The following is a 23,094-nucleotide window of genomic DNA, read 5'->3' as shown; positions in this document are numbered from 1 at the left end:
ACGGCAGCCCCGCTACCCTGAACCATGCTCGTGGCCTCGCTGCTGGACGTTGTGAGAGACCAACAGCATGCGCGGCCACGAGCCCTACCTCAGGCTGCCGCCCCGCTCAACGTCCAAGAGCCACTTTGTGCAGCTGTGCGACGCGTTCTCGATCCCGCTGATCTTTCTGGCCGACGTGCCCGGCTTCATGGTGGGCAGCGCGGTGGAACGGCAGGGCATCATCCGGCACGGCGCCAAGATGATCTCCGCGATCTCCGAGGCCACCGTCCCGAAGTTCTGCGTGGTAGTGCGCAAGGCCTACGGCGCCGGGCTCTATGCGATGGCCGGGCCGGGTTTCGACCCTGATGCCACCCTGGCGCTGCCCACCGCAAAGATCGCCGTGATGGGCGCCGAAGCCGCGGTGAATGCGGTGTACGCCAACAAGATCGCCGCCATCGATGACGACGACGAGCGGGCCGCCTACGTCGCGCGGCTGCGCGCCGAGTACGAGCGGGACATCGACATTGTCCGGCTCGGTTCGGAACTGGTGGTGGACGCGCTGGTGCAGCCGGACGAGCTGCGCGAGCAGCTGATCGCCCGGCTGGCCGCCGCCCGGGGCAAGGACCGCTCGTTCTCCCGCCGCCGACACCCGGTGACGCCGGTGTAGCTCCCTGACGGGTGCTGCTGTGGTGTCGGGGTGCTGCCGGGGTGCGGGTGGTGCCGTGATCCGGGTGGTGCCGTGATCCGGGTGGTGCCGTGATCCGGGTGGTGCCGTGGCTCAGCGGCGGTCGCGACGGTCGGCGTCGAGTCCGCGCAGCTCGGCCTCTTCCGAGCCCGGGGTGAGCTCGGAGTCGGGGTCGCCCAGGTGGCCCAGCTCGTCGGGGAAGACGTACTTGCGGTAGGCCCAGTAGCGGAACACCATCCCGACCAGGGTGCCGATGATGTTCGCCGAGATGAAGTCGGCGATCGACACCGTCGACTGCGAGTAGTTGTCGATGTTGAACCCGAGCACGTAGTGCGAGATGGCCAGCGGCACCAGGTTGAGTCCCAGAGCCAAGCCGTTGATCACGAAGAAGAGCAGCGCCTCGTGGCGGCGTTCCCGCCCGCCGCGGGTGTTGAACGACCACTCCCGGTTCAGCACGTACGAGACCACGGTGCTCACCAGGATCGAGATGATCTTCGAGGTGATGACCTTCTCGTTCAAGATCGTGTGCGACAGGAACGTGAAGAGCCCGGTGTCGATGATCCAGGCCGTACCCCCCACCACCAGGAACTTGGCCATCTCGCGGTACTTGTGCGGCAGCCGCTCCCGGACGGTGTCGATTAACTTCACCGGGCGAGTCTACGGCTGAGCCTGGGCGCCCTCGGCCACCGCGGAGCCGGTGGCGCGCTCCCCGGTGGGGCGCTTCCGCGGAAGCGCTGTGCGGTCCGGCGATTCATCATCCGGTGCATCAGAGCGCGGATTCGGCTCCGGCGGCCCCGTTTCGGGCCGATGCTGCTGCAGGTGAAGAATGCTCGTGACGGTGCTCGGTGCAGCTCTGGGGACCGAGGCTGCTGGCAGTTCGCGCAGCTGACCCGTCCCAGAGCGCTTCCGCGGAAGCGCTTGGTGCCGGCCCTGCAAGCGTGGGGAGCGCCGGGTACCCGCGCAGGCCGTGCAGTGGGCCCGCGCTGGTTCACCGGGCGCGCCAGATTCATCATCTGCTGCACGAGTGCGCAGATGTCGGCTGCCTTGGCCGGTTTCAGGCCACTGGTGCAGCAGGTGATGAATATCCGGCCAGTCCTCGGTGAGTGCCTCGATAGCCCGGTGTCGCCGCACGCTCTCGGCGCTTCCGCGGAAGCGCCTGCGGTTCTCGCTACTTGGGGTCGTTCTTGATCACGGGTCCACCTGCTGCGGTCTCAGGTGCCTTGACAGTGATCTTGCGCTGAACTTCCGACCCGGAAATGGTGGCCAACGACCAGTAGCCCTGTAACGTGTCGAGAACCGGACGCGGGATCCTGAAGCTAGTCGCGGTGATCGTGTTATTTCCATCAGCCCTTAGCATGTCAACAGGGATGTCGGCATGGTGCCAGATGATTGGTTTGCTATCTGGTCTGCTCGGATCCGAGATTGTGGTCGGCGGCTGCCAGGATCGCGCCGGCACGGGTTTGCCGTTGACTCTAACGGTTACGAGAAAGTGCTGCCTGAGAGTCGTTTCCGTTGTGGTGAAACTCAGCCTGGCCCACTGAGTGGTCTCGGGATCAGGCCCAGGCACAGAGGTATCCGGAACCTTGCAGAGGATCAAGCAATCGCTGAGTCTCACGGGCGACACAGAGTTGGCACCCTCGAGCATGCCGTTGACGGTGAACTCGGCTCCCGGCGTGAACGTGGTGGTCTGGATGGTCAGTGCACCTGGCACATTGCCGAAGTCATCGTGGGCCGTAACTGTATCCGGCTGGCCAGCGGTGTTGAGTGGAGCGCCCACGGTGAGCAGTGCATCACACACAATCCCGCTGCCGCTCGGCTTGCAGCCAGCGGAGCTATTTGAAACCGCGGCTTTGGTGGCTGTGAAACTGATCTCGGATGAGCCGGTGACGGCTGCGCCGTCGGCGGTGTAGGCCACGCTTGCCGCGACCTCACTTGTCGCGCCGGCCTGGATGGTCAGAGGTCCGGCGGGGTCGAAAGTGGCCTGCCTGGTCAACTGGGGCACGGACAGCTTGAGGGTTTCGCCCGTAATCGTGAGGTCAATGGTGGGATGAGGTGCATCCGAGGCGAGATGTTCCGCCGTGATGCCCACTGTCACGCGAAGTGTCGCGGCGTCCGTGAGGCTTGGTAGTACACACGAATCATTATTGCAGGCGAGAGCGGTCTGCCGTTTACCGTCGGCGTTGATAAGCGTTGCGGCGCGCAGATCGGAGGCCACGATCTGCGCGTCGCTCAATGTCGGTACGCCTCCGCCTGGAACAGCCAGCCTGATGTCTGCGGTCAGGGTCATGGCTGTCAGATCGATGCTGCGCGCGGACTCCTCTGGCAATTCGGGTGTAGGCAACAGCCGCGGCATCGGCAAGTCACCGGCGGAGTCGTTCAACTGGAGTTGCACCGGATTGCCTTCGTAGCCGGCGACCTCGGCGTCGCTGGGAGGCAGCTGGAAAGTCACTTCGCGAGTAGCCGATCGGCCGGCGGGTACGAAGGTCGAGTCCTGGCTGGTGATGGGCAATGCGGTGTAGTCGGCGCCCGACACGGTCTCTAGGACGCTCGGCGCTGAGTCGCTCGTGCCTGCGTTGGTGACAGTTACCTCTGCGGTCATGGTGCGCTTTTCCGGGTGCACCGACGTCCATCTCGGGGTTCCCGTCAGTGTTGGCAGCGATACTCGGCCCAGCTTGGCGGTCGTGGTTTTAGCGTCCACCTTGACGGTGACCTGATGGTCCTGAGTTCCGACCGCCTCAATGGTGCGGGCGTCCTGCTTGATCGCCAACTTGAGCTCCAGCGTCTCCGCCGCCTTCGCGCCGAGCGAGGGGATCGTGCATCCGTCGGCGGTGCACTGTCCAGGTCCCGACCCGCCGGGCGCCGCCGCGAAAGCGGAACCGGAACGCAATCGTTGAGCTTCGGGGGTCAGGCTGAGTGGTTGAGCCACGCCGTTATCGACGGCGATGGTCATAGGCGTTGGCGTAGTGCCCTGCTCGCCGGTATTGCGCACCGGTATCCGGATGGTGCTGATCATCGAAGGACCGTCAACGGACCCGGTGTCGGGGGTGCCGACAAACTCAACGGCCGGGGCGGGTGCTGGCGGCGTGGCAGTCGTAGTTGGCGCAGTAGTGATCGGCGCAGTGGAGCTGGCGCTGGGCGGCGGGTTCTGGCTTTGCGTCGCCGGTGGGGTTGCCGACGCCTGGTTGGTCGGGCCGTCGGAAGGGTTCTGCCCCAAGGGGTTCGGCGGGTTCGGCGCCACCGGGGGCGATGGCACCGACGGCGGGTCGGCCGGCGCCGGGATCGGCGGCAAAGGTGGCACATCGTTCCGGGCCCGGTTCGCATTGTCGATGGCCGACTGGAGCGGCCCGAACGGATCGGCAGCATTGTTCTGCGCCGGGTTTTGGGCCGGGTTCTGCGCTGCCGGATTCGGTGCTGCGGGGTTCGGCGCCGGATTGGGGGCTGCCGGATTCGGGGCGGGCGGATTGACGGCAGGAGGGTTCGGGTTGGCCGGCTGATCTCCGCCGGCATTGCCGCCCGCGTTTCCGCCCGCGTTGTCGGCGCCCGGCTGCTGTGCGGTGTTCGCGGTTGCCGTCGCCGGGGCGGCGGGTCCGCCAGGGTCGGCCACGTCATTGTTGCGGTTGTTCACCAACGCGATCGCGGCCACCGCCACCACCGCGGCGGCAACGACGGCGCCGGCGGCTACCGCCCAGCTCCGCGGCACCCGGCCGATCAGGGCAAAGGGGCCAGAGGCGCCCCCGCCGGAGCCAGCACCGGCACCGACCGCGGCCGCGCCACCTGCGGCACCACCGCCGCCGGCGCCGGCAGCGACCCCGCCGACACCAGCGCCAGCACCCGCGGCCCCGGCGCCGGCAGCGGCACCACCACCTGCAGCGGTACCGGCGACGGCTTTGCCGGCTAGCGTCCCGATCGGCACCAACAGTGTTGCCGGACCGGCCAGCGCGAGATATCCGGCCGCAGCGCCGCCGAGCAGGATCGGCGCCAACAGGCCACGTAGCCCGGAGTTGACCTCGGCCAGTTCCGCGGCGAGCGCACGGCAGTCGTCGCAGCCGGCAAGGTGGGCGTCAACCGCGGCGCGTTCCCGGCGGGACAACCCGCCACGGGTCCAGGCGCCCAGCCGGTTGACGGTTTCGCGGCACTGGGCGGCGTCGGTCTGCACCAGATGCGCCTGCAGGTACTGCTCCCGCAGACCCTCCCTTGCCCGGAAAGCCAAAGACGTCACCGCGTTCGGCGTCAGGCCGAGCAACTCTCCGGTCTGCGCCGGCGAGTAACCCTCGACGGTCAGGTACCACAGCACCGCCTGCCACCGTTCCGGCAGCGCCTTGTAGGCCTGGCCGATGAAGGCGTTCTCGGCGTTGGCCAGCACCCGGTCGGGGTCGGAGGTGGGCTGGTCGAAGTCGGCGTCGTCGTCGGAGAAGCTGAGCCGGGCGTCCTTTCGGGTGCGGTCGTAGGCGGTGTGCCGCAGCGTGGTGAACAGGTAGGCGCGGAACGCGGTATCGGGGCCCTTGCCGGCGTTCAATCCGTCCAGCACCTTGGCGAACGACTCCGAGACCAGGTCGTCGACCTCGGCGTTACCCTTCGTGAACTGTCGAGCCAGGTTGGTCGCGGCGGGAGCGTGCCGACGGTACAACTCGGCGAACGCCTCGCGGTCGCCCCCGCGCACGGCCGTGATCAGCTCGGCGTCGCCGAGCACATCCTCGACGCTGCCTCCGGCGCGGTGACGGCCGGATCCGGCCGGCAACTCCGTCATCGACTCTCCTCACTCACCCGCTCGGCAACGTTCGCTGCCGCGGCGGTCACGCACCGTATGCACGGTGTGGGTAGCACCATGTAGTTCTCCGAGGAGACCTGTTCAGCTTGCCCCTGTCACGCTGAAATGCTGACCCGCTTCACTCTAGAGTGTGATTACCGTCTCAGCTCCGCAATGAGGCGCACCGGCAAGCGTCTCACCTGCAAGAACCGCATCATGAAACGCAGTGTCACCCGATGGGGTGATAGGTCGGGCAGACGAATGTGGCACGTTCAGTCAAAGCGCGTGCCGATGGACAAGGAGCGGGCGATGACGTGGCAACCCCCCTCACCACGGGCGATGCCCGCGACAACGCTGCGTGAACATTGGCGGGCGCGCACCGAGCGAGCCAGCTGGGCCTACCCCTCCGACTGGCATTGCGAAGCCGTCGACGCGCTGTGCGAGGCGGTCAGCGACCAGGCCGACATCTGGGAACCCGGGGTGCGGCTGGGACAGGATCGTGCCAGCGCCGCCGTCGGGCTCGCCGAGACGCTCGCCGACGTCGACATCCTCACCGAGTTGATCGCCGACGAGCATGCCGAACCGCTGCGCCGGGCCGTTTCGCTGGGCTGGTCGGAGCGGGCGACGGCGCCGGCCGCGGCGATCGTCGACCCACTGACCGGCCTGGCCTGCCATGCCTACCTGCAGGAGCGGCTGGGCGAGGTCTACCGCGCCGCGGACGCCGGTGGGGAGCCGGCCAACGACAGCTTCGCGCTCGTGGTCTTCCGGATCAGCGTGCCCACCGCCGGCTTGGCCCGTCGGCTGCCGATGGTGCTGGTCGCGGACGCCGTCCGGGCCATCTTCGACGCCGGTGAGACCCTCGCGCTGCTCGGCGATTCGACGGTGGTGGTGCTGGCCCGGCGCACCCTGCCGTTGGCCAGGCGGATCAGGATCGCGCACCGGCAGGCTCAGCAGCGCATCGAAAGGGACGAGCAGGTGCCCGGCGCCGCGGTGCACTCATGGACGGAGTCGCTGCCGGCCACCGTCGAGTTGGCCAGGGCGCTGCTCACCGATCTGAGCCGCTGAGTCGCCGGCCGGGTCGTTGCCCTGAGGTGCTCACTGAATTTCGTGCCAGGGCCGTTCGCGGCGGCCGATATCGCCTGCCGGGCCGGGATGCGCTGCGGCCGCCGGCAGCGAGCCGGACGCGGCCCGGCAGATAGGCTGGACGGGTGGATTCCCGCACTGGCCTCCCTCGCGTCGGCATGGTCGGTGGCGGCCAGCTGGCCAGGATGACGCATCAGGCAGCGATCGCGCTCGGCCAGAGCCTGCGGGTGCTGGCCACCTCGCCCGACGAGTCCGCCGCGCTGGTGGCCGCCGACGTCGAGCTCGGTGAACACACCGATCGGGCCGCGCTGCTGCGTCTGGCCACCGGTTGCGATGTCGTCACTTTCGATCACGAGCACGTCCCCGGGCCGCTGCTGCGGGAGTTGATCGCGGCGGGCCACACGGTTCATCCCGGCCCGGATGCGCTGCGGTTCGCCCAGGACAAGGCCGCCATGCGGCAGCGTCTGCAGCAGCTGGGCGCTCCGGTCCCGACCTTCCAGATTTGCGCCGCGGCCGACGTCGAGTCCGCCGCGATCGGGTTCGCCGGCGAGCACGGCTGGCCGGTGGTGGTGAAGACGGCGTCCGGCGGATACGACGGCAAGGGCGTCTGGGTTCTCGACGGTCCGGCCGCGCTTGCCGAACTGGCCGGCGAGCTGGTCGGCCTGCCACCTGCCGACACCGCCCCTGACGTGCCGCGGCAACTGGTGATCGAGCAACTGGTACCGATGCAGCGTGAGTTGGCCGCGGTGCTGGCGCGTTCCCCGTTCGGCCAGGCGGCCGCCTGGCCGGTGGTGGAAACCGTTCAGCAGCAAGGGATTTGCGTGCAGGTGGTGGCGCCGGCGCCGGAGTTGGACGAGGACAGGGCACTCGCCGCGACCCGGCTGGCGCTGCGGATCGCACACGAACTCGGCGTCGTCGGGGTGCTGGCCGTCGAACTGTTCCAGGTGCCAGTGTCGGAGCAGTACCCGGACGGCATCGTGGTGAACGAGTTGGCGATGCGGCCGCACAACTCCGGGCACTGGAGCATGGACGGCGCCGTCACCGGACAGTTCGAGCAGCACCTGCGGGCGGTGCTCGACTATCCGCTGGGCAGCACGGCGATGACGGCGCCGGTGACGGTGATGGGCAACGTGCTGGCCGGCCCGGGAGACGGCGCCGCTGGCAACGCTGGCAACGCCCCCGGGGTTCCGGGGGTGGACGAGCGGGTGCATCACCTGTCCGCCCGCTTCCCGCAGCTGAAGATTCACCTGTACGGCAAGGAGTTTCGGCCCGGACGCAAGGTCGGTCACGTCAACGTCAGCGGCACCGACACCGCCGAGCTGCGCCGCATTGCCGAGCTGGCCGCCGCTTACCTCGGCACCGGGGTCTGGCCGGACGGGTGGTCGCCGGAGCACCCGTCATCCGATGGTGCCGGTGCTGCTGGTGCTGGTGCTGGTACGGGCGGCGCCGATGTCGCTGGCTCTGGTGCCGCTGGTGCGGGCGCCGCTGATGCGGGCGGGGCCGGGCGGGCGGTGGGTTCGGTTGCCTCCGACGGGCCGGACGCGTCGGACGCGGCCGGCCGGGCCGGCGGTGGGCCCGCCGGGGCGGGGCCGGCGCAGCGGCGCGCCGAGACGGAGCGCGTCCAGTGACGTCCGCGAAGCCTGCCCGTCCGGAGCGCCGGGGCGATGGTCAGCAGGGGCACCCGGGGGCCGGCCCGGCGACCACGAAACCGGTCGCGCTGGTGATGGGCAGCGACTCCGACTGGCCGGTGATGAAGGCCGCCGCCGACGTCCTCGACGACTTCGGCATCGGGTACCACGCCGGCGTCTACTCGGCGCACCGCACTCCGCAGCGCATGCTCGACTTCGCCAAAAGCGCTGCAGGACAGGGATTTAGGGTGATCATCGCCGGCGCCGGCGGGGCCGCCCACCTGCCCGGCATGATCGCCTCCGCGACAACACTGCCGGTGATTGGGGTGCCCGTTCCGCTGAAACACCTGGACGGGCTCGATTCGCTGCTGTCGATCGTGCAGATGCCTGCCGGCATTCCGGTGGCCACCGTCTCGGTGGGCGGCGCGGCGAACGCGGCACTGCTGGCGTTGCGCATGCTGGCCAGCGCCCCCGACGCCGATGGCCGGGCGCTGGCCGCCGAACTCGCCGCCTACGCCGACGATCTTGCCGCCATGGTGCAGGCCAAGCACGACAAGCTCGGTGCCCAGAACGCCGCGGAGAACGGCCAGTAATAGACAACGGCAAGTAGACACGGGTCGGTCGGCAACCGGTTGGCAGTGGGCGGGCCGGGGGTGGGCGCGGGTTCAAGTCCCGTCGCCCAGCGCCACTGCAGGGGAGCGCGGGTTCGATTCCCGCTACCACCCGCCGTCGTCGTTCGGCGGCGATCACATGCCGATTTGTACGTCACAACCGTTTCAGCGCGCTGGAAGGTGTGCGACGTACTGGAACGGTTGTGCTCGTGGGGAGGGGCCGGGGGCCGCGCCTTCCGGGCGGCTGGATTCTTGTTCGGTCGGGTAACAGGCCTGGACTCCGGTGTCCGGCGTGAGGCGGACCGAGCGGCGAGTCCGGCGTGAAGCGGCTGACCGGTTGGCGTCGTTCGGCGGCGATCACATGCCGATTTGTACGTCACAACCGTTTCAGCGCGCTGGAAGGTGTGTGACGTACTGGAACGGTTGTGTTCGTGGGGCGGGTCCGGGGGCCGCGCCTTCCGGGGTCACCGATAGCTCCCGGCGCCTCCCGGCACTGGCCAGCTGCACCGTCGCCTCCGGGCACTGGCTAAGTTGCACCGGCGCCTTTCGTGGCTGCTGCTTCCGCGTCGCCGACCGGCCGGGCTATCATTAAGTTACCGGTCAGTAACTTAACGACCGGTGCCGAGCGATCTCATCGGGCTGAGTGCCTGCGCCGATGCCGAAAGGTTCCCGCCGTGACTGCTGTGACCCCCGCGACTGCTGCAACTGCTGAAACTGCTGCGACTGCTGTGACTTCTGAAACTTCTGAAACTTCTGAAACTTCTGAAACTTCTGGAACTGCTGTGACCGGCGGCACTGCTGCCCCGCCCGCCACCGGGCCGTTGTTCGCGCTCACCGACGATCACCAGGCCGTCAGGGAGACCGTGCGGGAAATCTCGGAGAAGCAGATCCAGCCGTTCGCCGCCGACTGCGACGAGAACGAGCGTTACCCGGTCGAGGCGCAGAAAGCGTTGACCGACAGCGGTTTTCAGGCCATCCACATTCCCGAGCAGTACGACGGCGCCGGTGCCGACGCGATCGCCACCGTCATCGTGATCGAGGAGGTGGCGCGGGTCTGCGCGTCCAGCTCGCTGATCCCTGCGGTCAACAAGCTCGGCTCGATGCCGATCATTTTGTCGGCGTCCGAAGAATTGAAGCAGCAGGTGCTGCCGTCGATCGCGTCCGGCGAGTCGATGATCAGCTACGCCCTGTCCGAGCGTGAGGCCGGCTCCGACGCCGCCTCCATGCGCACCAAGGCGGTGCGCGACGGCGACGACTGGGTGCTCAACGGCACCAAGGCGTGGATCACCAACGCCGGCGTCTCCGACTGGTACACGGTGATGGCAGTGACCGACCCGGACGCCAAGTCCAACGGCATCTCCGCGTTCGTGGTGCATCGCGACGATCCCGGCTTCTCGGTGGGCAGCAAAGAACGCAAGCTCGGCATCAAGGGCTCACCCACCCGCGAACTGCACTTCGAGAATTGCCGCATCCCCGGCGACCGGATCATCGGCGAACCCGGAACCGGCTTCAAGACCGCGCTCGCCACCCTCGACCACACCAGGCCAACCATCGGTGCCCAGGCCGTCGGCATCGCACAGGGCGCGCTGGACGTGGCGATCGGATATGTCAAGGAGCGCAAGCAGTTCGGCAAGCAGCTGGCCGAGTTCCAGGCGCTGCAGTTCATGATCGCCGACATGGCGATGGACATCGAAGCGGCCCGCACCCTGGTGTACCAGGCCGCGGCCGCCACCGAACGCGGCGACGCCAACAAGGGCTTCCTGGCCTCCGCCGCGAAAACCCTCGCCTCCGACACCGCGATGCGAGTGACCACCGACGCTGTGCAGTTGCTCGGCGGTGCCGGGTACACCCGCGACTTCCCGGTGGAGCGGATGATGCGGGACGCGAAGATCACCCAAATCTACGAGGGCACCAATCAGATCCAGCGGTTGGTGATGGCGCGCAGCCTGCTGCGCTGATCGGGCGGTCAGCGTCCGCGCTTCGCCAGCGGAGCGGGCGCGGCAGATCGCCGGCACGCAGGCAGAGCGCACACAGCGCTCAGGCGCGATCGGTGATGTTCTCGTCGTCGGCGATGCGATCCAGCGCGGCCGGATCCGAGGTCAGTGCCGGGTCGGTGGCCTGCACCAGCGTCCCGGATGAGGCCAACACCCCGATCAACAGCTCCACCGGAGAGTTCGCCGCGGCCGCGTCCCAGCCGGACGTGGTGAGCACCCGCGGCGGCGCGTCCCAGTGCGGCGCGGCGGCGAGCAGGTGATCGGCGGTCAGGCCGGCCGAGCCCGTCTCCAGCAGCACCTCGGCTGGGTCGGGCAGCCGGAACGGGCGGTACTGATCCGACTGCGCCAGCACCGCGGTGGAGAAGTCGCGCTGGTGGGGGAGCAGCTGCTGGCTCGGCAGCGCGAGCGGGTGCGCCGAGACCACCAGCACCTCGTCGGCATCGCCGTCGGTCTCGGCGTCACCCCCGGCAGCAGCACCGGCAGGGTCGGGGAGGAAGGCGATGGCGAACGGGCCGGCAGGTTCGGGGCTGTCGTCGATCCGCACGGTGACGCCGGCCCACCAGCAGCCCAGCAGGATGGGCGCGGGCAGCCACCCAGGCATCGGCCGTAGCAGCGCCCGGTCGCCGGGATCGAGTCCCAACTCATCGGTGAGCAGCCCGGCCACCTTGGCCGACCAATTGGTCAGCGTCGCGGTGGACAGCTCGGCCCGGCCACCGGGCCCGTAGTGCACCAGCCGCGGCAGGTGCGGGTCGGCGGCAAGAGGTTCAAGCAGTCGCTGGGTCAGGGTCGGGGTCGGCATCGCTGCTCCTCACTCGCAAGGGGCGCCGCGCGGGTCGTCGCGCGGCACTTCCACATCGGTGTCCACATCAACGGGCACGTCAGCCAGACGTCCGGCAGGTGTCAGTTGACGCAGGGCACCCCGTCTATGGAGTCCGGCACCGCCGCCGCCAACCGTGGCTGCACCGCCAGTTCGGCGGGCTGCATCGACCCTGCGGCGGGCGCGGCCAGGGCAGCGGGCTGGGTGAGCGGCTGGACGGCCGGCACGGTGAACGCGGCACCAGGGGTGCGCAGGCCCTGCCCGACGGCGTCCTGACCGGCGATCACCAGCACCCGCCCTGCCGAGATGTCCGAGTTGGCGCGCAGCTCACCGAAACCGAGCGCGTCGCGGATCTTCTGCGCCGCGTCCTTTTGCGACGGCGCGTAGTGGATCTGCGTGACGCTGACCTGGTTGTTGTCGCTCTTCCCCTCCATGTCGGTGGGGGCGCCGACCTGAAAACCGGCCTCCGACAAGGTGTTCGCCACCTGGCGCCCGACGCCGGAGGTCATCACACCGGACTCGACGTCCACCTCGAGCCGGTTGGAATCGCTGGTGCTGCCGGTGGTCGGGTCACCGGTGCCGGTGCCGGTGCCGGTGCCGGTGGTGCCGGTGCCGGGGTCGGTGGTGGCGCCGCCGTCACCCATGGTCTTGTCGAAGAACTGCTGGGTGGTGTCGGGATCGGCGGCCAACGCGTCGGTGCCGACGCCCTTGGCCGCGCCCTGGGTCGGCATGGTCATGAAGTCGACCTGCCCTGCCGAGATCGCCTTCATCTGCTCGGCCAGCGTTAGCAGGTCAAGACCGGCGTCCATCACCAGGTCCTTGTTGGCCACGTCCAGCAGCCCCGGCAGCTTGCCGGGGCTGGACTGCGCGGTCTTCAACGCGCTGGCCAGGAAGACCTGCTGGCGGCGCTCGCGGTCGAGGTCGCCGCCGGGCAGGCCGTGCCGCTGCCGGACGAACGACAGCGCCGAGCTGCCTTCGACGGTCTGCAGGCCGGCATCGAACTTGGCGCCGGAGTACGGGTCGTCGACCGGCTTCTTCAAACACACCGGCACGCCGCCGAGCGCCTTCGAGATGTCGTAGAAGGCAATGAGGTTCACCTCGGCGAAGTGGTCGATGTACACACCGGTGAACTTGCTCAGCACCTCGATCAACATCTGCCGGCCGGCCTCCTGCGACCGCCGCTGCCGCTCGGCGCCGTTCACGCCCTGCTTGGCCAGCGCCTGCTGGGTGTAGGCCATGGCGGTGCCGTAGTAGGCATTGATCTTGTTCGGCTTATACGGGCCGGTGGAGCCGTCGCTGTACGGCCCGTCGATGCCCTCGATCACCGACTGCGGAATCCAGGTGTCCCGCGGGATGCTGACCGCGGTGGCGCGGCCGCCGCCCTCGGGGATGTGCAGCAACATCATGGTGTCGGTATTGGTGGCACCACCGTCGAGGGTGGTCGACACCTGCGCCAGCTGCTCGGGTGTCAGCGGGTTGCCGTTGGCGTCCGACCTGGCGTCTGAGCCGATCAGCAGAATCGTCATGCCGGGGAACGACTTTCCCGCCTGCTTGGCCTTCTCCTGCGCCTGTGAGGTGCCCTGCGGGTTGGCGATGAAGGCGACACCGCACACCAGCAGCAGGGCGACCGCGGCGACCGTCGCCACGATCCGCCCGGCCAGCACTCCCCCGCGGTTGCGCCGTGGGCCCGAGCCGCCGCTCCCGGTTCCCCCTGGTCCGCCCGGCGGCACCCGCCGCGGCGGTACCGGTGGACCTGGCGGCCGACCCGCGCCGGCATCGTTCCCCTGGGCCGCGGCACCGGCCGCGGCGCCGGCGGGCATCATCGAGGTGCGTGGCTGGTCCAGCTCGGACCAGGCCCGCTGGGTGGCGTTGGGACGCTGCTCGCGGCGGGCGACCGGGCTGTCAGGACGGCGCCCGGCAGCGGCCCCCTCGGCCCGTGGCGGAAGCGCGGGACGCGCCCCGCCCGGCTGCTGGCGGTTCCTCGGGTCTGCCGATGGGCCGCGCTGATCCGCCGGCCGGCCGACCTGGCCCCGCTGGTCCGCCGGCTGGCCGGCCTGGCCGCGCGGCTGCTGCCCCGGACGCAGCGAGCCGCGGTCGGGGCCGCGCAGATCGAAGGTCGGGCGTTGCGTCGCCGGGTCGCGGTCGGACGGAGCCGGTCGGGCGGGAGGGGCACCGGATCCGTCGGCCTGCGAACTGGGCCCGAACCTGCGCGGGCCGCGATCGTTGCCGGTGGGTCTGGACATCTGCCGCCTTCCAGTTCCGGCCGTTCGGCCGGGACGAGTGGTGGCGGGTCGTGCTGCTCGCCACCGAATCTGTTGCTTGTTGCCTGTTGCTTGCCGGGTGTGCCGCCGTTGTTGGTACCGCGGTTGGTGGTGCCGCGGTTGGTGGTGCCGCGTTGGTTGTACCGCCCAGCCATGTGCGCCGGGTGAGTGCCGGGCCCACCGACGATGCACACCGACCCGGCACACCTACCGGGCACACCGTCAGACGCCCGCGTCGGCGCAGGGGTTGCTGTCGGCAATGCCACAGGTCGATGCCGCGCTGCCCGGCCGGTGGCGCGGGGCCAGAATATCCGCGGGTCCGGCACCAGCACGGCAGTTCGTCGCCCGCCGTGTCGGCGCGGCCGGCGGGCGGCGGCGCGGGTGAGTTGGCGGCTGTGTGCAGTCGGCGGAGCGGGCGGCGGTGACCAGTCGGCGGAGCGGGCGGCTGTCAGCGGCTCGCGGTCATGCAGCAGAATCGACGCTCATGAGCGAATCACCTGCGCTGCAGCTGCTGGTCACCGGAGCGGCCGGGCAACTCGGCGTCGACCTGGTGCGGCTGGCTGAGGCGGCCGACGTTCCCGTCACCGGCAGGACGTCGGCCGAGCTGGACATCACCGATGCTGCCGCGGTGGACGCGGCTGCCGCAGAGCTCGCGGCCGCTGCCGCCGCTGCCGGGGCCCGCGGCGTGATCGTCAACTGTGCCGCCTACACCGCCGTCGATGCCGCCGAGACCGACTCGGAGCGGGCCTACGCCGTCAACCGCACCGGCCCGGAGAATCTGGCGGGTGCCGCCGCCGCCAACGGGCTCGGGCTGATCCACGTCTCCACCGACTACGTGTTCCCCGGCGACGCCGACACCCCGTACACCCCCGCCGACGCCACCGGGCCGAAGGGTGTGTACGGCGCCTCCAAGCTGGCCGGCGAGCAGGCCGTGCTGGCCGCCGACCCCGACGCCCACGTGGTGCGCACCGCCTGGGTGTACGGCGCCGGTGGCAAGAACTTCGTCAAAACCATGGTGCGGCTGTCCGGCAGCCATCCCGAAATCACCGTGGTGGCCGACCAGATCGGCTCGCCGACCTGGACCGTCGACCTGGCCACCGGCCTGCTGGAACTCGCAACGGCCGACGCCGCCGGGACGGTGCCCGGCGGCATCCTGCATGCCACCGGCGGCGGGCAGACCAGCTGGCACGGCTTCGCGCAGGCGATCTTCACCGAGGTCGGCGCCGACCCGGAACGGGTCAAACCGATCAGCACGGCCGACTACCCGACCCCGGCCGCGCGGCCGGCCTACTCGGTGCTCTCTCCGGACGCCTGGGCCGCCGCCGGGCTCACCCCGCTGCGCGACTGGCGCCCGGCACTGGCCGAGGCATTCGCTCAGGACGGTGCCGCCTACCGTCCCCAGGGTTAGTCCCGGCCGGCCGCCCGTCGGTACGCGGCCAGCGTGCTGCTGGCGGTCATCTCCCAGCGCCAACGCGCCGCCCACTCGCGTCGAGCGTCTCGAACCTGTTGCGGCGCTTGGTCTTTGGTGGTGATCAACAGCTCGGCCAGGGCGTCGGCGTCACCAACGCCGAAGACGTCGGCATGCCCGCCGGTCACCTCGGCCAGCACCGGAAGGTCCGACACCACGGTCCTGGTGCCGGTGGCCAGCGCCTCGATCGCCGGAATGCCGAAACCCTCGTAACGGCTGGGCATCACCAGCGCCTGGGCCGCCGCGACGATGCCGGGCAACCGCGCCTGCGGCTGATAGCCGGCCAGCAGCACCGACGACGCCGGCCGCAGCTCGTCGCCCCACCCGTCCTGCCCGATCAACACCAGCGGCGGGGTGTCCGGATCGGCGTGTTCGGCGGCGGCGTGCGCGGCCAGCAGGGTGCGCAGATCCTTGCGTGGCTCGCGGGTACCGACGAACAGTACGAACCGCTCGGGCAGCCCCCAGCGGCGCAGCTCACCGGCTGCCGCCGGGGTCGCGGCGAGCCAGCGCCCGTCCACCCCCAGCGGGGTGACCGCCAGCTTGTCGTCCGGCACCCGGTAGGCGTCCTGCACGGCAGCGGCGGTGGCCAGCGACGGCACCACCACCATCGCGGCCCGGCGCAGCGAGATCGGCACCAGCTCGCGCAGCGCCCTGCTGGTGGCGTCCACCGTGTCGGGCAGCACCAGATAGGCCAGGTCGTGGATGGTCACCACACCGGCGGACCGGCCGGTCGGCGGAAGCACAAAGTTGGTGCCGTGGAACACCTCCGAGCGGCCGGCCAACAGTGACACCGGCGGCAGGTTGGTGTACGTCCATGCGGTGCGCAGCCCCCGCGCCGGTACCGGCAGCGAACGCGCCGACACCCCCGGTGGGAGCGCGGCGGCAAGCTGGCCGGCACCGCGCAGGGTGAACGCGGTGGCGCCGACCCGCAGCCGTTCCCGCGGCGCCAGCGCCGCCAGGCCGGCGATCAGCTGCTCGGTGTACCGGCCGATCCCGGTGCGCTGCCCGAGCAGTGGGGTGGCGTCCAGCCGCACCGACAGCTCGGCGGGCTCGACCGGTGAGCTCATCCGCCGTTGCCTCGCCGCACCCGGCGCAGCACGGCATCGGGCGCTCGCCGTGCCGTGTTGACGGTGATCCGCCGGCCGACGCTGGCGGCCTTCCGCAGCGTCGGACCGAGACCCTCGCTGCGCAGGTGGGACACCGCGTTGACGCGGTAGTCCCGGAGCCGGCGGCCCAGCGCCACCCCGCCGACCGGTTCCGGATCGTCGTCGTAGGGCTCCGCCGCCACCGCGGCGTACACCTCGGAGTCTGTCACCGGTTGCCAGTCCGTGAGGATCTGGCGATGCCCGTGCAGCGCAACGGTTTTGCGGGCCTGTTGCAGGATCTGCAGGTACCGGCGGCCCTGCACGGCCGGGGGATAGGTCAGCAAGACCTGATGCTGCGCGGCCACCCCCATCCGTAGCGCCGCTGCCGGATCGGCGACCAGTTGCTCGATGGCCGCTTCCCACTCGGCCGGGCTCTGCGCGAGCAGACCGTTGCGGCCGCTGTCGATGTCGGCTCGGAACGGTTCGGTGGGGCTGGCCACCGTCGGCGTCTGCACCAGCGCCGCCTCCAGGTACTTGATGGCGCTCTTGGCCTGGTTGAACCGGTCCGACCCTGCGGTGTCGGCCGGGGCCAGCGGAGCCAGGTTCACCGTCAGGTCACGCAGCACGGCGGGCAGCGCGCGCCAGTCCAGCAGCGGCAGCCGAACGATCCGGTCCGCCACCTCGGCCAACGCCGGTGACGGCTCCAGCAACCCGCCGATCACCAAGCGCGCTTTCGGGTTTCGGCGCAGCACCGCAAGGACCGCCGGCTCGATGAAGGCCCAGTCCTCGTTGTGGGTGCTGGTGCCGGACAGATAGCCGATGGTGGGCGGGCCGTCGACCCGCCCGGCCCGCAGTGCCCGGTCGCTGGCCCTGGCCAGCTGCTTGCCGACGCCGTTCGGGAACAGATAGCTGGGCATGCCGGTGAGCTCGTCCACCGCGCGGCACAGCGCCGGCGTTGAGCCGATGTAGCCGTCGGCGAGTTCCAGCGTGGTGCGGTAGCGCTGCACGCCCCGCCAGTACAGGTCGCGGTCGGCCTGCGGCAGATGCGCCAGCCGGTCAGCCAGCTCGGCCCTGACCGCCTCGGACGGGTCGAAGACCAGGTCGTCGACGTCGAACAGCACCGGAACCGGTTCCGGCCGGGCGCGCACCGTGCTGACCACGTCCAGCAGCTGGTCGGTGGCCGGAACCCGGTACAGCACAACGGCATCGACCCGGCGTGCCAGCTCCGGGACGCTGGCGTCGCGGTAGTGCCGCACGTGCATTCGCACGCCGAGATCGGCCAGTGCTTCCTGCGGCAACCGGCCCCGGTAGCGCAACGGTGCCCGGTCGATCCCGGTCACCAGCAGCACCTCGCCGACCGTGCTCGGCCCGGCCAGCGTGAGGTCGATGGGATCGCCGGCCGACGGCAGCTGCGCTGCGCCGTGCGCTGGCGAAACCGTTGCGGCGGCGGGGTTCTCCGGGCCCCCAGCGGTGTTTTCGATGTTGGTTTCAGCGGCCCGGTCCGCCGGGCGGCCGGTGAGCCGGCGGTACTGCCGCTGCAACTCGTCCACCTGCTCGGTGAGGCTGCGCAGTTCCACCTGGCCGGGCGCCGGGGTGAGCCGAGTGAGCAACTCCCGGTCGGAGATCAGGGTGCGCATCGCCGCGGCCAGCGCGGCCGCGTCACCGCGCGGCACCACCAGACCGTTGCTGCCGTCGTGCACCACCTCGGTGGGGCCCGGGTTGTCGCCGGAGATCACCGGGATACCGGCATCGAGGGCCTCCCTGGTGATCAGCGAGTACGACTCGGTGGCGACGCTCGGCATCAGCAGCACGTCGTACTGGCTCAGCACCTGCCGCACCTGACCGGCAGGGTAGGCGGGTTTGCTCTGCACCTGGGCCGGCAACGGCCCGTCGTCCGGGGTGGGCTGCCAGCCGTACAGATCCAGCTCCCAGCCGGGCACCCCGGCGAGCAACCTGGCAGCCGTCAGCGTCACGGCCGAACCCTTGAGGGGGTGCCATCCGCCGGCGTACACGAACCGCACCCGGCGCCGTTCCGGGTCGCCGCTGCGTGCGGCGAGGGTGGGCGCGACCAATGCGGCCGGATCACCCGACGTCACCGCGCCGGGTTCAACGCCGCTCGGTGCCGCGGGGAGTGCCGGGTGCACCCGGTGAGCACCGGTCGCCGGGCCCGCAGCGTTCACCGCATTCGCAGCGTTTGCGGTATCCGCTGGGTTCGCTGCGTTTTCATCAAGTTTGAGCACGCGGTCGTCAACACCGTTGGCGCGCAACAACTCCAGCATCGTCGACGACGGCGCCAGCACCAGGTCGGCGTTGCCCAGCTGCGCGGCCAACCGGCGATTGCGGTGGTTCAGCCACTGGTTGTCCCGCTCGCACGGGCACACCCCGCAGTTCACCACGGGGCAGCACGGCTTCATGTCCTTCTGCACCAGGAACTGCCTGGCGCAGAACCACCACATGTCGTGCATGGTGACCACCACCGCGGCGCCGGCGGCCTTGGCCAGCGACACCGGTCCGGCGCCGAAACCCTGCAACCCGTGCAGGTGCACCACATCCGGGCGCACCCTCGCCAGGAAATCCGCGAACGCGGCGTCCACCCGCGGGTTGCGGTAGTTGTCCTCGCTGTCCCAGTCGATCATCGAGTTGATGACGGTCCAGGTCACCTCGACGCCGTCGTTGTCCGCGGCGGCGTCCACCCACTGCGTCAGGTCAGGGCGGTCAACGTCCAGTGCGCCGGCGAAGACGAAAACCTCGTCGCCACGGGCCGCGAGCTCAGCCGCAATGCGTTGCGGTATCAGCGTTCCGCCCGAGGTGAAGTTCGGCGGATAGTGCGAGGCGACAACCGCGATCCGCACCGGTCAGCTCCCGCCCAGCCGGCGACCGATGGCCGCCACCCGGCGCGCCGCCAGCCTTGGCGCCCGCCGCAGCAGCATCCCCGCACCGTTCACCCGCAGGTACTCCTGCAGATGTGCGGTGCGCTTGTCGATACCGGCGCCCAGCCGCTGGGCGGTGCCCATCACGCCGCTGGGGTGCCCGCGGTCGGCGGCGAAGTACGGATCGGCGCAGTACTCCACCAGCGGCGCCAATGCCTTGCGCCAGTAGTAGTCCGGCGCCAACCGGCGCACCTGCTCGGCCGCGGCGGCCAGCGCGGCCGGATCGTCGAGCAGTCGCCGCAGCGCCGCGGTCAACGCCGGCACGTCGGTGGCCGGCACCACCGCGCCGAGCCCATCCGCCGCGATCAGCCTGGCGAACTCGTCACCCTCGGTACCGACCATCGGCAGCCCCGCCCACAGGTAGTCGAGCATCCTGGTGCGGAACGAGAACGCTGTCTCGGCGTGCAGAAAGTGCGTGGAGACACCGATGTCGGCGTCCGACAGGTACGCACCGCGCTGCTCGTACGGCACCCAACCCTCACGGAAGAACACCCGGCTGGCCAACAGACCGAGCTGCTCGGCGGTGGCGACCGCCTGCCGCAGCACCGTGGTCGAAAGGTCGTCGAGAGACGGATGTTTGGTGCCCATGAACATCAGCTTCAGCCGCGGATGCTCGGGAGCCAGCGCGGCGACCGCGCGCACCAGCGTCACCGGGTCGAACCAGTTGTAGACCCCGCCGGCCCACAGCAGCAGCGTGTCGTCCGGCTCGATGCCGGCAACGGTGCCCTTGATGGCGTGCCGGCCGTCCGGCAACAGCGGCTGCGGCGGCGTCTCGGAGATCCCGAAAGGGGCGATCGCGATCAGCTTCTCCAGCGACGAGTCCTGCGCGTAGGTGCGCACGTTGATCCGGCCGAGCGCCGACAGGTGGCCGAGCCACAGCTGCCGCTGCGCCGGTGAGGCGCACAGGAAGAAGTCGCCGGCCAGCATCTGCACCTGCAGCGCGTCGAGGCAGTTGTCCACCCGGCTCTGGTGGATGTCGACGCCGTCGTCGCCCTCGCCCTCAAGGGTTTCCAGATGGATCGGGTCGTACAGATCGACCACCATCTTGGCGCCCATGTCGGCCAGCCACGGCCGGTACTTCAGGGTGAAGCCCTGCGTCACGATCACGTCCATGCCGCGGGCAAGGCCGGGCAAGAACTCCGGCGAGCCGTCGCAGATCGCGAAATCGGGGGACGACCCCTCGGCCCGCAGCGTGGACGCCAGCCGCACGTCGTGCCCGGCGTCGGCCAGCACCTTGGCGATGTTCCACGCCCTGATCGCCGGGCCGGCCATGGTGCTGCCGACCGCGTCGTCGGTGACGACCAAGATGCGCTGGGGCTTCGTGGTGGTGGCCTGCATCCCGGTGGCCTACGGGGTTCCGGAGGCTCGGGAGGCGAGGTCGGCGTCCTCGCGGGCCTCGGCGGCTTGCGCTGAGGCGCCGGAGATCGCCAGCGGCGACGGCGGCTGCAGGTTGCCCCAGGTGCTGCCCATCACCACCAGCCCGCCGGATTCCCGTGGGCTGCCCGGCACCACCGCGAAGCGGACCGCCTTGACCCACTGGTCGAACGAGTGCGACAGCTCGTCGTCGACGACGGAGGTGTTGAGATCGAAGGTGCCCGGCTGCAGCCGCAGCGCCGGGATGCGCACGTCGACCGAGCCGGAACCGCGCAGTTGGGCCGGGATGTACTCGGCGTCCCAGGTGTGGTGCGACCACACGTGCACGCCCTCGATCGAGTTCACCGACACCGCGAACACCGGGCGGTCCACCGGCTTCTCCGCGCGGTAGTGCAGCCGGATGGTGAGCTCGTCGCCGGTGCGGAAGGTGCGCTCGTCGGTGCCCGCCGCGTCCAGCAACTCGACGCGTTCCACCAGGATCTCGCCGGATCCGTGCCTGGTCCCGCCGGTCTCCACCGCCCTGGCGTTGTGGCCGGCCTCGATGTACCGGTCGACGATGGCCGCGGCCGGGCCCACCTCGACCAGCTTGCCGTGATCGAGCCAGGCCGCCTCGTCGCAGAAGGTCCGCATCTCTTCGACGCCGTGACTGACCACAACGACGGTCTTGCCGTCGTCCTTGAACTGCGCGAACTTCTCCCGGCAGCGCTCCTGGAACTGCATGTCGCCGACCGCCAGGATCTCGTCGACCAGCAGGATGTCCGGATCGACGTGGATCGACACCGAGAAACCCAAACGCACATACATTCCGGATGAATAGTTCTTCACCGGCTGGTCGATGAACTCGCCGACGCCGGCGAAATCAATGATCTCGTCCAGCTTTCTGTCGATCTCCTTGCGGCTCATGCCGAGGATCGAGCCGTTCAGGTAGATGTTCTCGCGCCCGGTGAGGTCGGGGTGGAAGCCCGAACCCAGCTCCAGCATGGCCGCGACACTGCCGCGGGTGCGGATACTGCCGCTGTTCGGCTCGAGAATCCGCGCGATGCATTTCAACAGTGTCGACTTGCCCGAGCCGTTGTGGCCCATCAAACCGAACGTCCGGCCCTCAGGGATTTGCAGGGAAACATCGCGCAGCGCCCAGAACTCCTCGAAGCTGCCGCGCTTGCGGCGCAACACCGCAGCCTTGAGAGACTGGTTGCGCTCGGCATAGACCCGGAACGACTTGGAGACGTTCTCCACCTCGACCGCGGTGTGGCCGGAGGCGGGGCGCCGGCTGCCCATCAGGTCCAGCACGCTCACAGTTCCTCCACCACCCGTCCGGAGAACGTCCGGAACACCAACACTCCCATCAGCAGGCTGGCCGCGGCCCACAACGCGATACCGAGCAGATTGCCCCACGACGGCCAGCTGAAGTCGTACAGCACCTCGCGGAAGGCGTCGGTGATCCGGAACGCCGGGTTCAGCTTCCACAGCGTCTCCAGCGGCACCGAATGGCCGCCGTCGGCCAGCCGCTGCTCCTGCTCGGCGACCAGGCTGATCGGATAGACGATCGGCGTCAGGTAGAACCACACCTGCATCAGCAGCGCCATGAAGTGCTGCGTGTCACGGAAATAGACAAGCAGCACCGACAACGTCAACGCGATGCCGGACACGAACACCGTTGTCAGCAGGATCAACGGAATCAACCCCGGCAGGTACAGCAGTACCGAAGGCCCGCCGACAATGGCAACGATCAGTACCAGCACCAGCAACTCGAAGCAGAGTGTGACGGCCAGCGACAACACCGTCGCGATCACCGGAATCCACCGCGGGAAATACACCTTCTGCAGCAGTCCGGCGTTGCCGACCAGGGCGTTCATGCCGCCCATCACCGCGTTGTTGATGAAGTTCCAGGGCAACAGCGCAGCACCGAGAAACAGGGCGAAGGCGTGAATCCCCGAGTTGGTGCCGACCGGCGGAGTGATCTTCATGATGGTGGAGAACACCGCGGTGAAGATGCCGATGGTGGCCAGCGGATTGATGAACGACCACAGCCGGCCGAGCGTTGTCCGCTTGTACTGGCCGCGGATCTCCCGCATGGTCAGGCTGCCCAGCAGCTCGATCGATCGCGACCGGGAATCGGCGACGCCGAGCCGAGGTGCCCGCGGGCCGGATGTGGTGTCCCCGGCGCCCGGCGAATTCGTTGTGGTTGTCAACAGCGGGTGAACCCTTCTCAGGAGGCAGTTGCCAGGCGACAGAATACGTGTCGATCGGCATGGGCGAGTCCGGTCGGTGCGGCCGGCGGCACGGCTACGGCCACCACCGCATCCCCAGCCGCCTTATGATGTTCGCTCGACACCGCGATACTCGTGAGGATGCTGCCCGCGCGGGTCGTTGAGACTCGTCCGGCCGGTCCCGCCGATGCTCCGTCCCGATTCATTCCCGACTCACGCGCG

General features: G+C 69.7%; 13 protein-coding genes and 2 pseudogenes. 6 read left to right on the top strand and 9 right to left on the bottom strand.

Features of this window, described 5'->3' with window-relative positions; genetic code table 11:
• Nucleotides 1-118 precede the first annotated feature (118 nt).
• Nucleotides 119-646: pseudogene (locus tag HKD39_RS11345) on the top strand (carboxyl transferase domain-containing protein); the annotation flags it as partial.
• A 111-nt stretch (nucleotides 647-757) separates the two neighbouring features.
• Here the strand turns inward: HKD39_RS11345 and HKD39_RS11340 are convergent.
• The gene (locus HKD39_RS11340; protein WP_343074678.1) at nucleotides 758-1,312 is read right to left on the bottom strand and encodes a GtrA family protein; all 555 of its coding nucleotides are present in this window, start codon (nucleotides 1,310-1,312) and stop codon (nucleotides 758-760) included.
• A 520-nt stretch (nucleotides 1,313-1,832) separates the two neighbouring features.
• Entirely contained in the window at nucleotides 1,833-5,411 is a 3,579-nt protein-coding gene (locus HKD39_RS11335) for a sigma-70 family RNA polymerase sigma factor (RefSeq protein WP_171199956.1), read from the bottom strand.
• 309 nt (nucleotides 5,412-5,720) lie between these two features.
• On the opposite strand from HKD39_RS11335, the gene HKD39_RS11330 reads away from it, so the two are divergent.
• From HKD39_RS11330 to HKD39_RS11315, 4 genes and pseudogenes are all read left to right on the top strand, one after another.
• Nucleotides 5,721-6,476 carry a hypothetical protein gene (locus HKD39_RS11330; RefSeq protein ID WP_171199955.1) on the top strand — a complete coding sequence of 252 codons (756 nt, stop codon included), beginning with the start codon at nucleotides 5,721-5,723 and terminating at the stop codon, nucleotides 6,474-6,476.
• 143 nt (nucleotides 6,477-6,619) lie between these two features.
• Nucleotides 6,620-7,930, top strand: a pseudogene (locus tag HKD39_RS11325) (5-(carboxyamino)imidazole ribonucleotide synthase); the annotation flags it as partial.
• A gap of 287 nt (nucleotides 7,931-8,217) precedes the next feature.
• Nucleotides 8,218-8,715, top strand: a complete 498-nt coding sequence (gene purE / locus HKD39_RS11320) for a 5-(carboxyamino)imidazole ribonucleotide mutase (protein WP_171200001.1) — start codon at nucleotides 8,218-8,220, stop codon at nucleotides 8,713-8,715.
• 839 nt (nucleotides 8,716-9,554) lie between these two features.
• Complete coding sequence (locus HKD39_RS11315) at nucleotides 9,555-10,691, top strand: acyl-CoA dehydrogenase (protein ID WP_171200000.1); 1,137 nt, start codon at nucleotides 9,555-9,557, stop codon at nucleotides 10,689-10,691.
• Between the two features lie 79 nt (nucleotides 10,692-10,770).
• Here HKD39_RS11315 and HKD39_RS11310 read toward each other — a convergent pair whose 3' ends face one another.
• Both HKD39_RS11310 and HKD39_RS11305 read right to left on the bottom strand, forming a co-directional pair.
• The gene (locus tag HKD39_RS11310) at nucleotides 10,771-11,526 is read right to left on the bottom strand and encodes a TIGR03089 family protein (protein ID WP_171199954.1); all 756 of its coding nucleotides are present in this window, start codon (nucleotides 11,524-11,526) and stop codon (nucleotides 10,771-10,773) included.
• 101 nt (nucleotides 11,527-11,627) lie between these two features.
• Nucleotides 11,628-13,787 (bottom strand): LCP family protein, encoded by a 2,160-nt coding sequence (locus HKD39_RS11305; RefSeq protein ID WP_171199953.1) that lies wholly within the window; start codon nucleotides 13,785-13,787, stop codon nucleotides 11,628-11,630.
• Nucleotides 13,788-14,289: 502 nt separating this feature from the next.
• On the opposite strand from HKD39_RS11305, the gene rfbD reads away from it, so the two are divergent.
• Nucleotides 14,290-15,213 carry a dTDP-4-dehydrorhamnose reductase gene (gene rfbD, locus HKD39_RS11300; RefSeq protein ID WP_171199952.1) on the top strand — a complete coding sequence of 308 codons (924 nt, stop codon included), beginning with the start codon at nucleotides 14,290-14,292 and terminating at the stop codon, nucleotides 15,211-15,213.
• Here rfbD and HKD39_RS11295 read toward each other — a convergent pair.
• Genes HKD39_RS11295 through HKD39_RS11275 form a run of 5 tightly spaced genes read right to left on the bottom strand, consistent with a single transcriptional unit; the run spans nucleotide 15,210 to nucleotide 22,854 of the window.
• Nucleotides 15,210-16,340, bottom strand: coding sequence for a glycosyltransferase family 4 protein (locus tag HKD39_RS11295; protein WP_171199951.1), 1,131 nt, complete (start codon nucleotides 16,338-16,340; stop codon nucleotides 15,210-15,212). The two genes, rfbD and HKD39_RS11295, sit on opposite strands and share 4 nt — an antisense overlap.
• Nucleotides 16,337-19,210, bottom strand: a complete 2,874-nt coding sequence (locus tag HKD39_RS11290; RefSeq protein WP_171199950.1) for a glycosyltransferase — start codon at nucleotides 19,208-19,210, stop codon at nucleotides 16,337-16,339. Before HKD39_RS11290 ends, HKD39_RS11295 begins: the two co-directional genes overlap by 4 nt.
• A 3-nt stretch (nucleotides 19,211-19,213) precedes the next feature.
• Entirely contained in the window at nucleotides 19,214-20,626 is a 1,413-nt protein-coding gene (locus tag HKD39_RS11285) for a glycosyltransferase family 4 protein (protein ID WP_171199949.1), read from the bottom strand.
• A 9-nt stretch (nucleotides 20,627-20,635) separates the two neighbouring features.
• Entirely contained in the window at nucleotides 20,636-21,940 is a 1,305-nt protein-coding gene (locus tag HKD39_RS11280; RefSeq protein WP_171199999.1) for an ABC transporter ATP-binding protein, read from the bottom strand.
• Nucleotides 21,941-21,954: 14 nt separating this feature from the next.
• Nucleotides 21,955-22,854: an ABC transporter permease gene (locus tag HKD39_RS11275; RefSeq protein ID WP_171199948.1), complete on the bottom strand. Its 900-nt coding sequence runs from the start codon at nucleotides 22,852-22,854 to the stop codon at nucleotides 21,955-21,957.
• Between the last annotated feature and the right edge of the window lie 240 nt (nucleotides 22,855-23,094).

The organism is Nakamurella aerolata, assembly GCF_013002705.1.
GTDB classification, from domain to species: domain Bacteria; phylum Actinomycetota; class Actinomycetes; order Mycobacteriales; family Nakamurellaceae; genus Nakamurella; species Nakamurella aerolata.
Note: the sequence above shows the minus strand (reverse complement) of the source record. Positions and strands in the feature narration are given on the sequence as shown.

Excerpts from the sequence above, each read along its gene's own strand:
- HKD39_RS11335 (WP_171199956.1), bottom strand. The coding sequence starts at position 5,411 with ATGACGGAGTTGCCGGCCGGATCCGGCCGTCACCGCGCCGGAGGCAGC.
- HKD39_RS11330 (WP_171199955.1), top strand. The coding sequence starts at position 5,721 with ATGACGTGGCAACCCCCCTCACCACGGGCGATGCCCGCGACAACGCTG.
- purE (WP_171200001.1), top strand. The coding sequence starts at position 8,218 with ATGGGCAGCGACTCCGACTGGCCGGTGATGAAGGCCGCCGCCGACGTC.
- HKD39_RS11310 (WP_171199954.1), bottom strand. The coding sequence starts at position 11,526 with ATGCCGACCCCGACCCTGACCCAGCGACTGCTTGAACCTCTTGCCGCC.
- HKD39_RS11305 (WP_171199953.1), bottom strand. The coding sequence starts at position 13,787 with ATGTCCAGACCCACCGGCAACGATCGCGGCCCGCGCAGGTTCGGGCCC.
- rfbD (WP_171199952.1), top strand. The coding sequence starts at position 14,290 with ATGAGCGAATCACCTGCGCTGCAGCTGCTGGTCACCGGAGCGGCCGGG.
- HKD39_RS11295 (WP_171199951.1), bottom strand. The coding sequence starts at position 16,340 with ATGAGCTCACCGGTCGAGCCCGCCGAGCTGTCGGTGCGGCTGGACGCC.
- HKD39_RS11285 (WP_171199949.1), bottom strand. The coding sequence starts at position 20,626 with ATGCAGGCCACCACCACGAAGCCCCAGCGCATCTTGGTCGTCACCGAC.
- HKD39_RS11280 (WP_171199999.1), bottom strand. The coding sequence starts at position 21,940 with ATGGGCAGCCGGCGCCCCGCCTCCGGCCACACCGCGGTCGAGGTGGAG.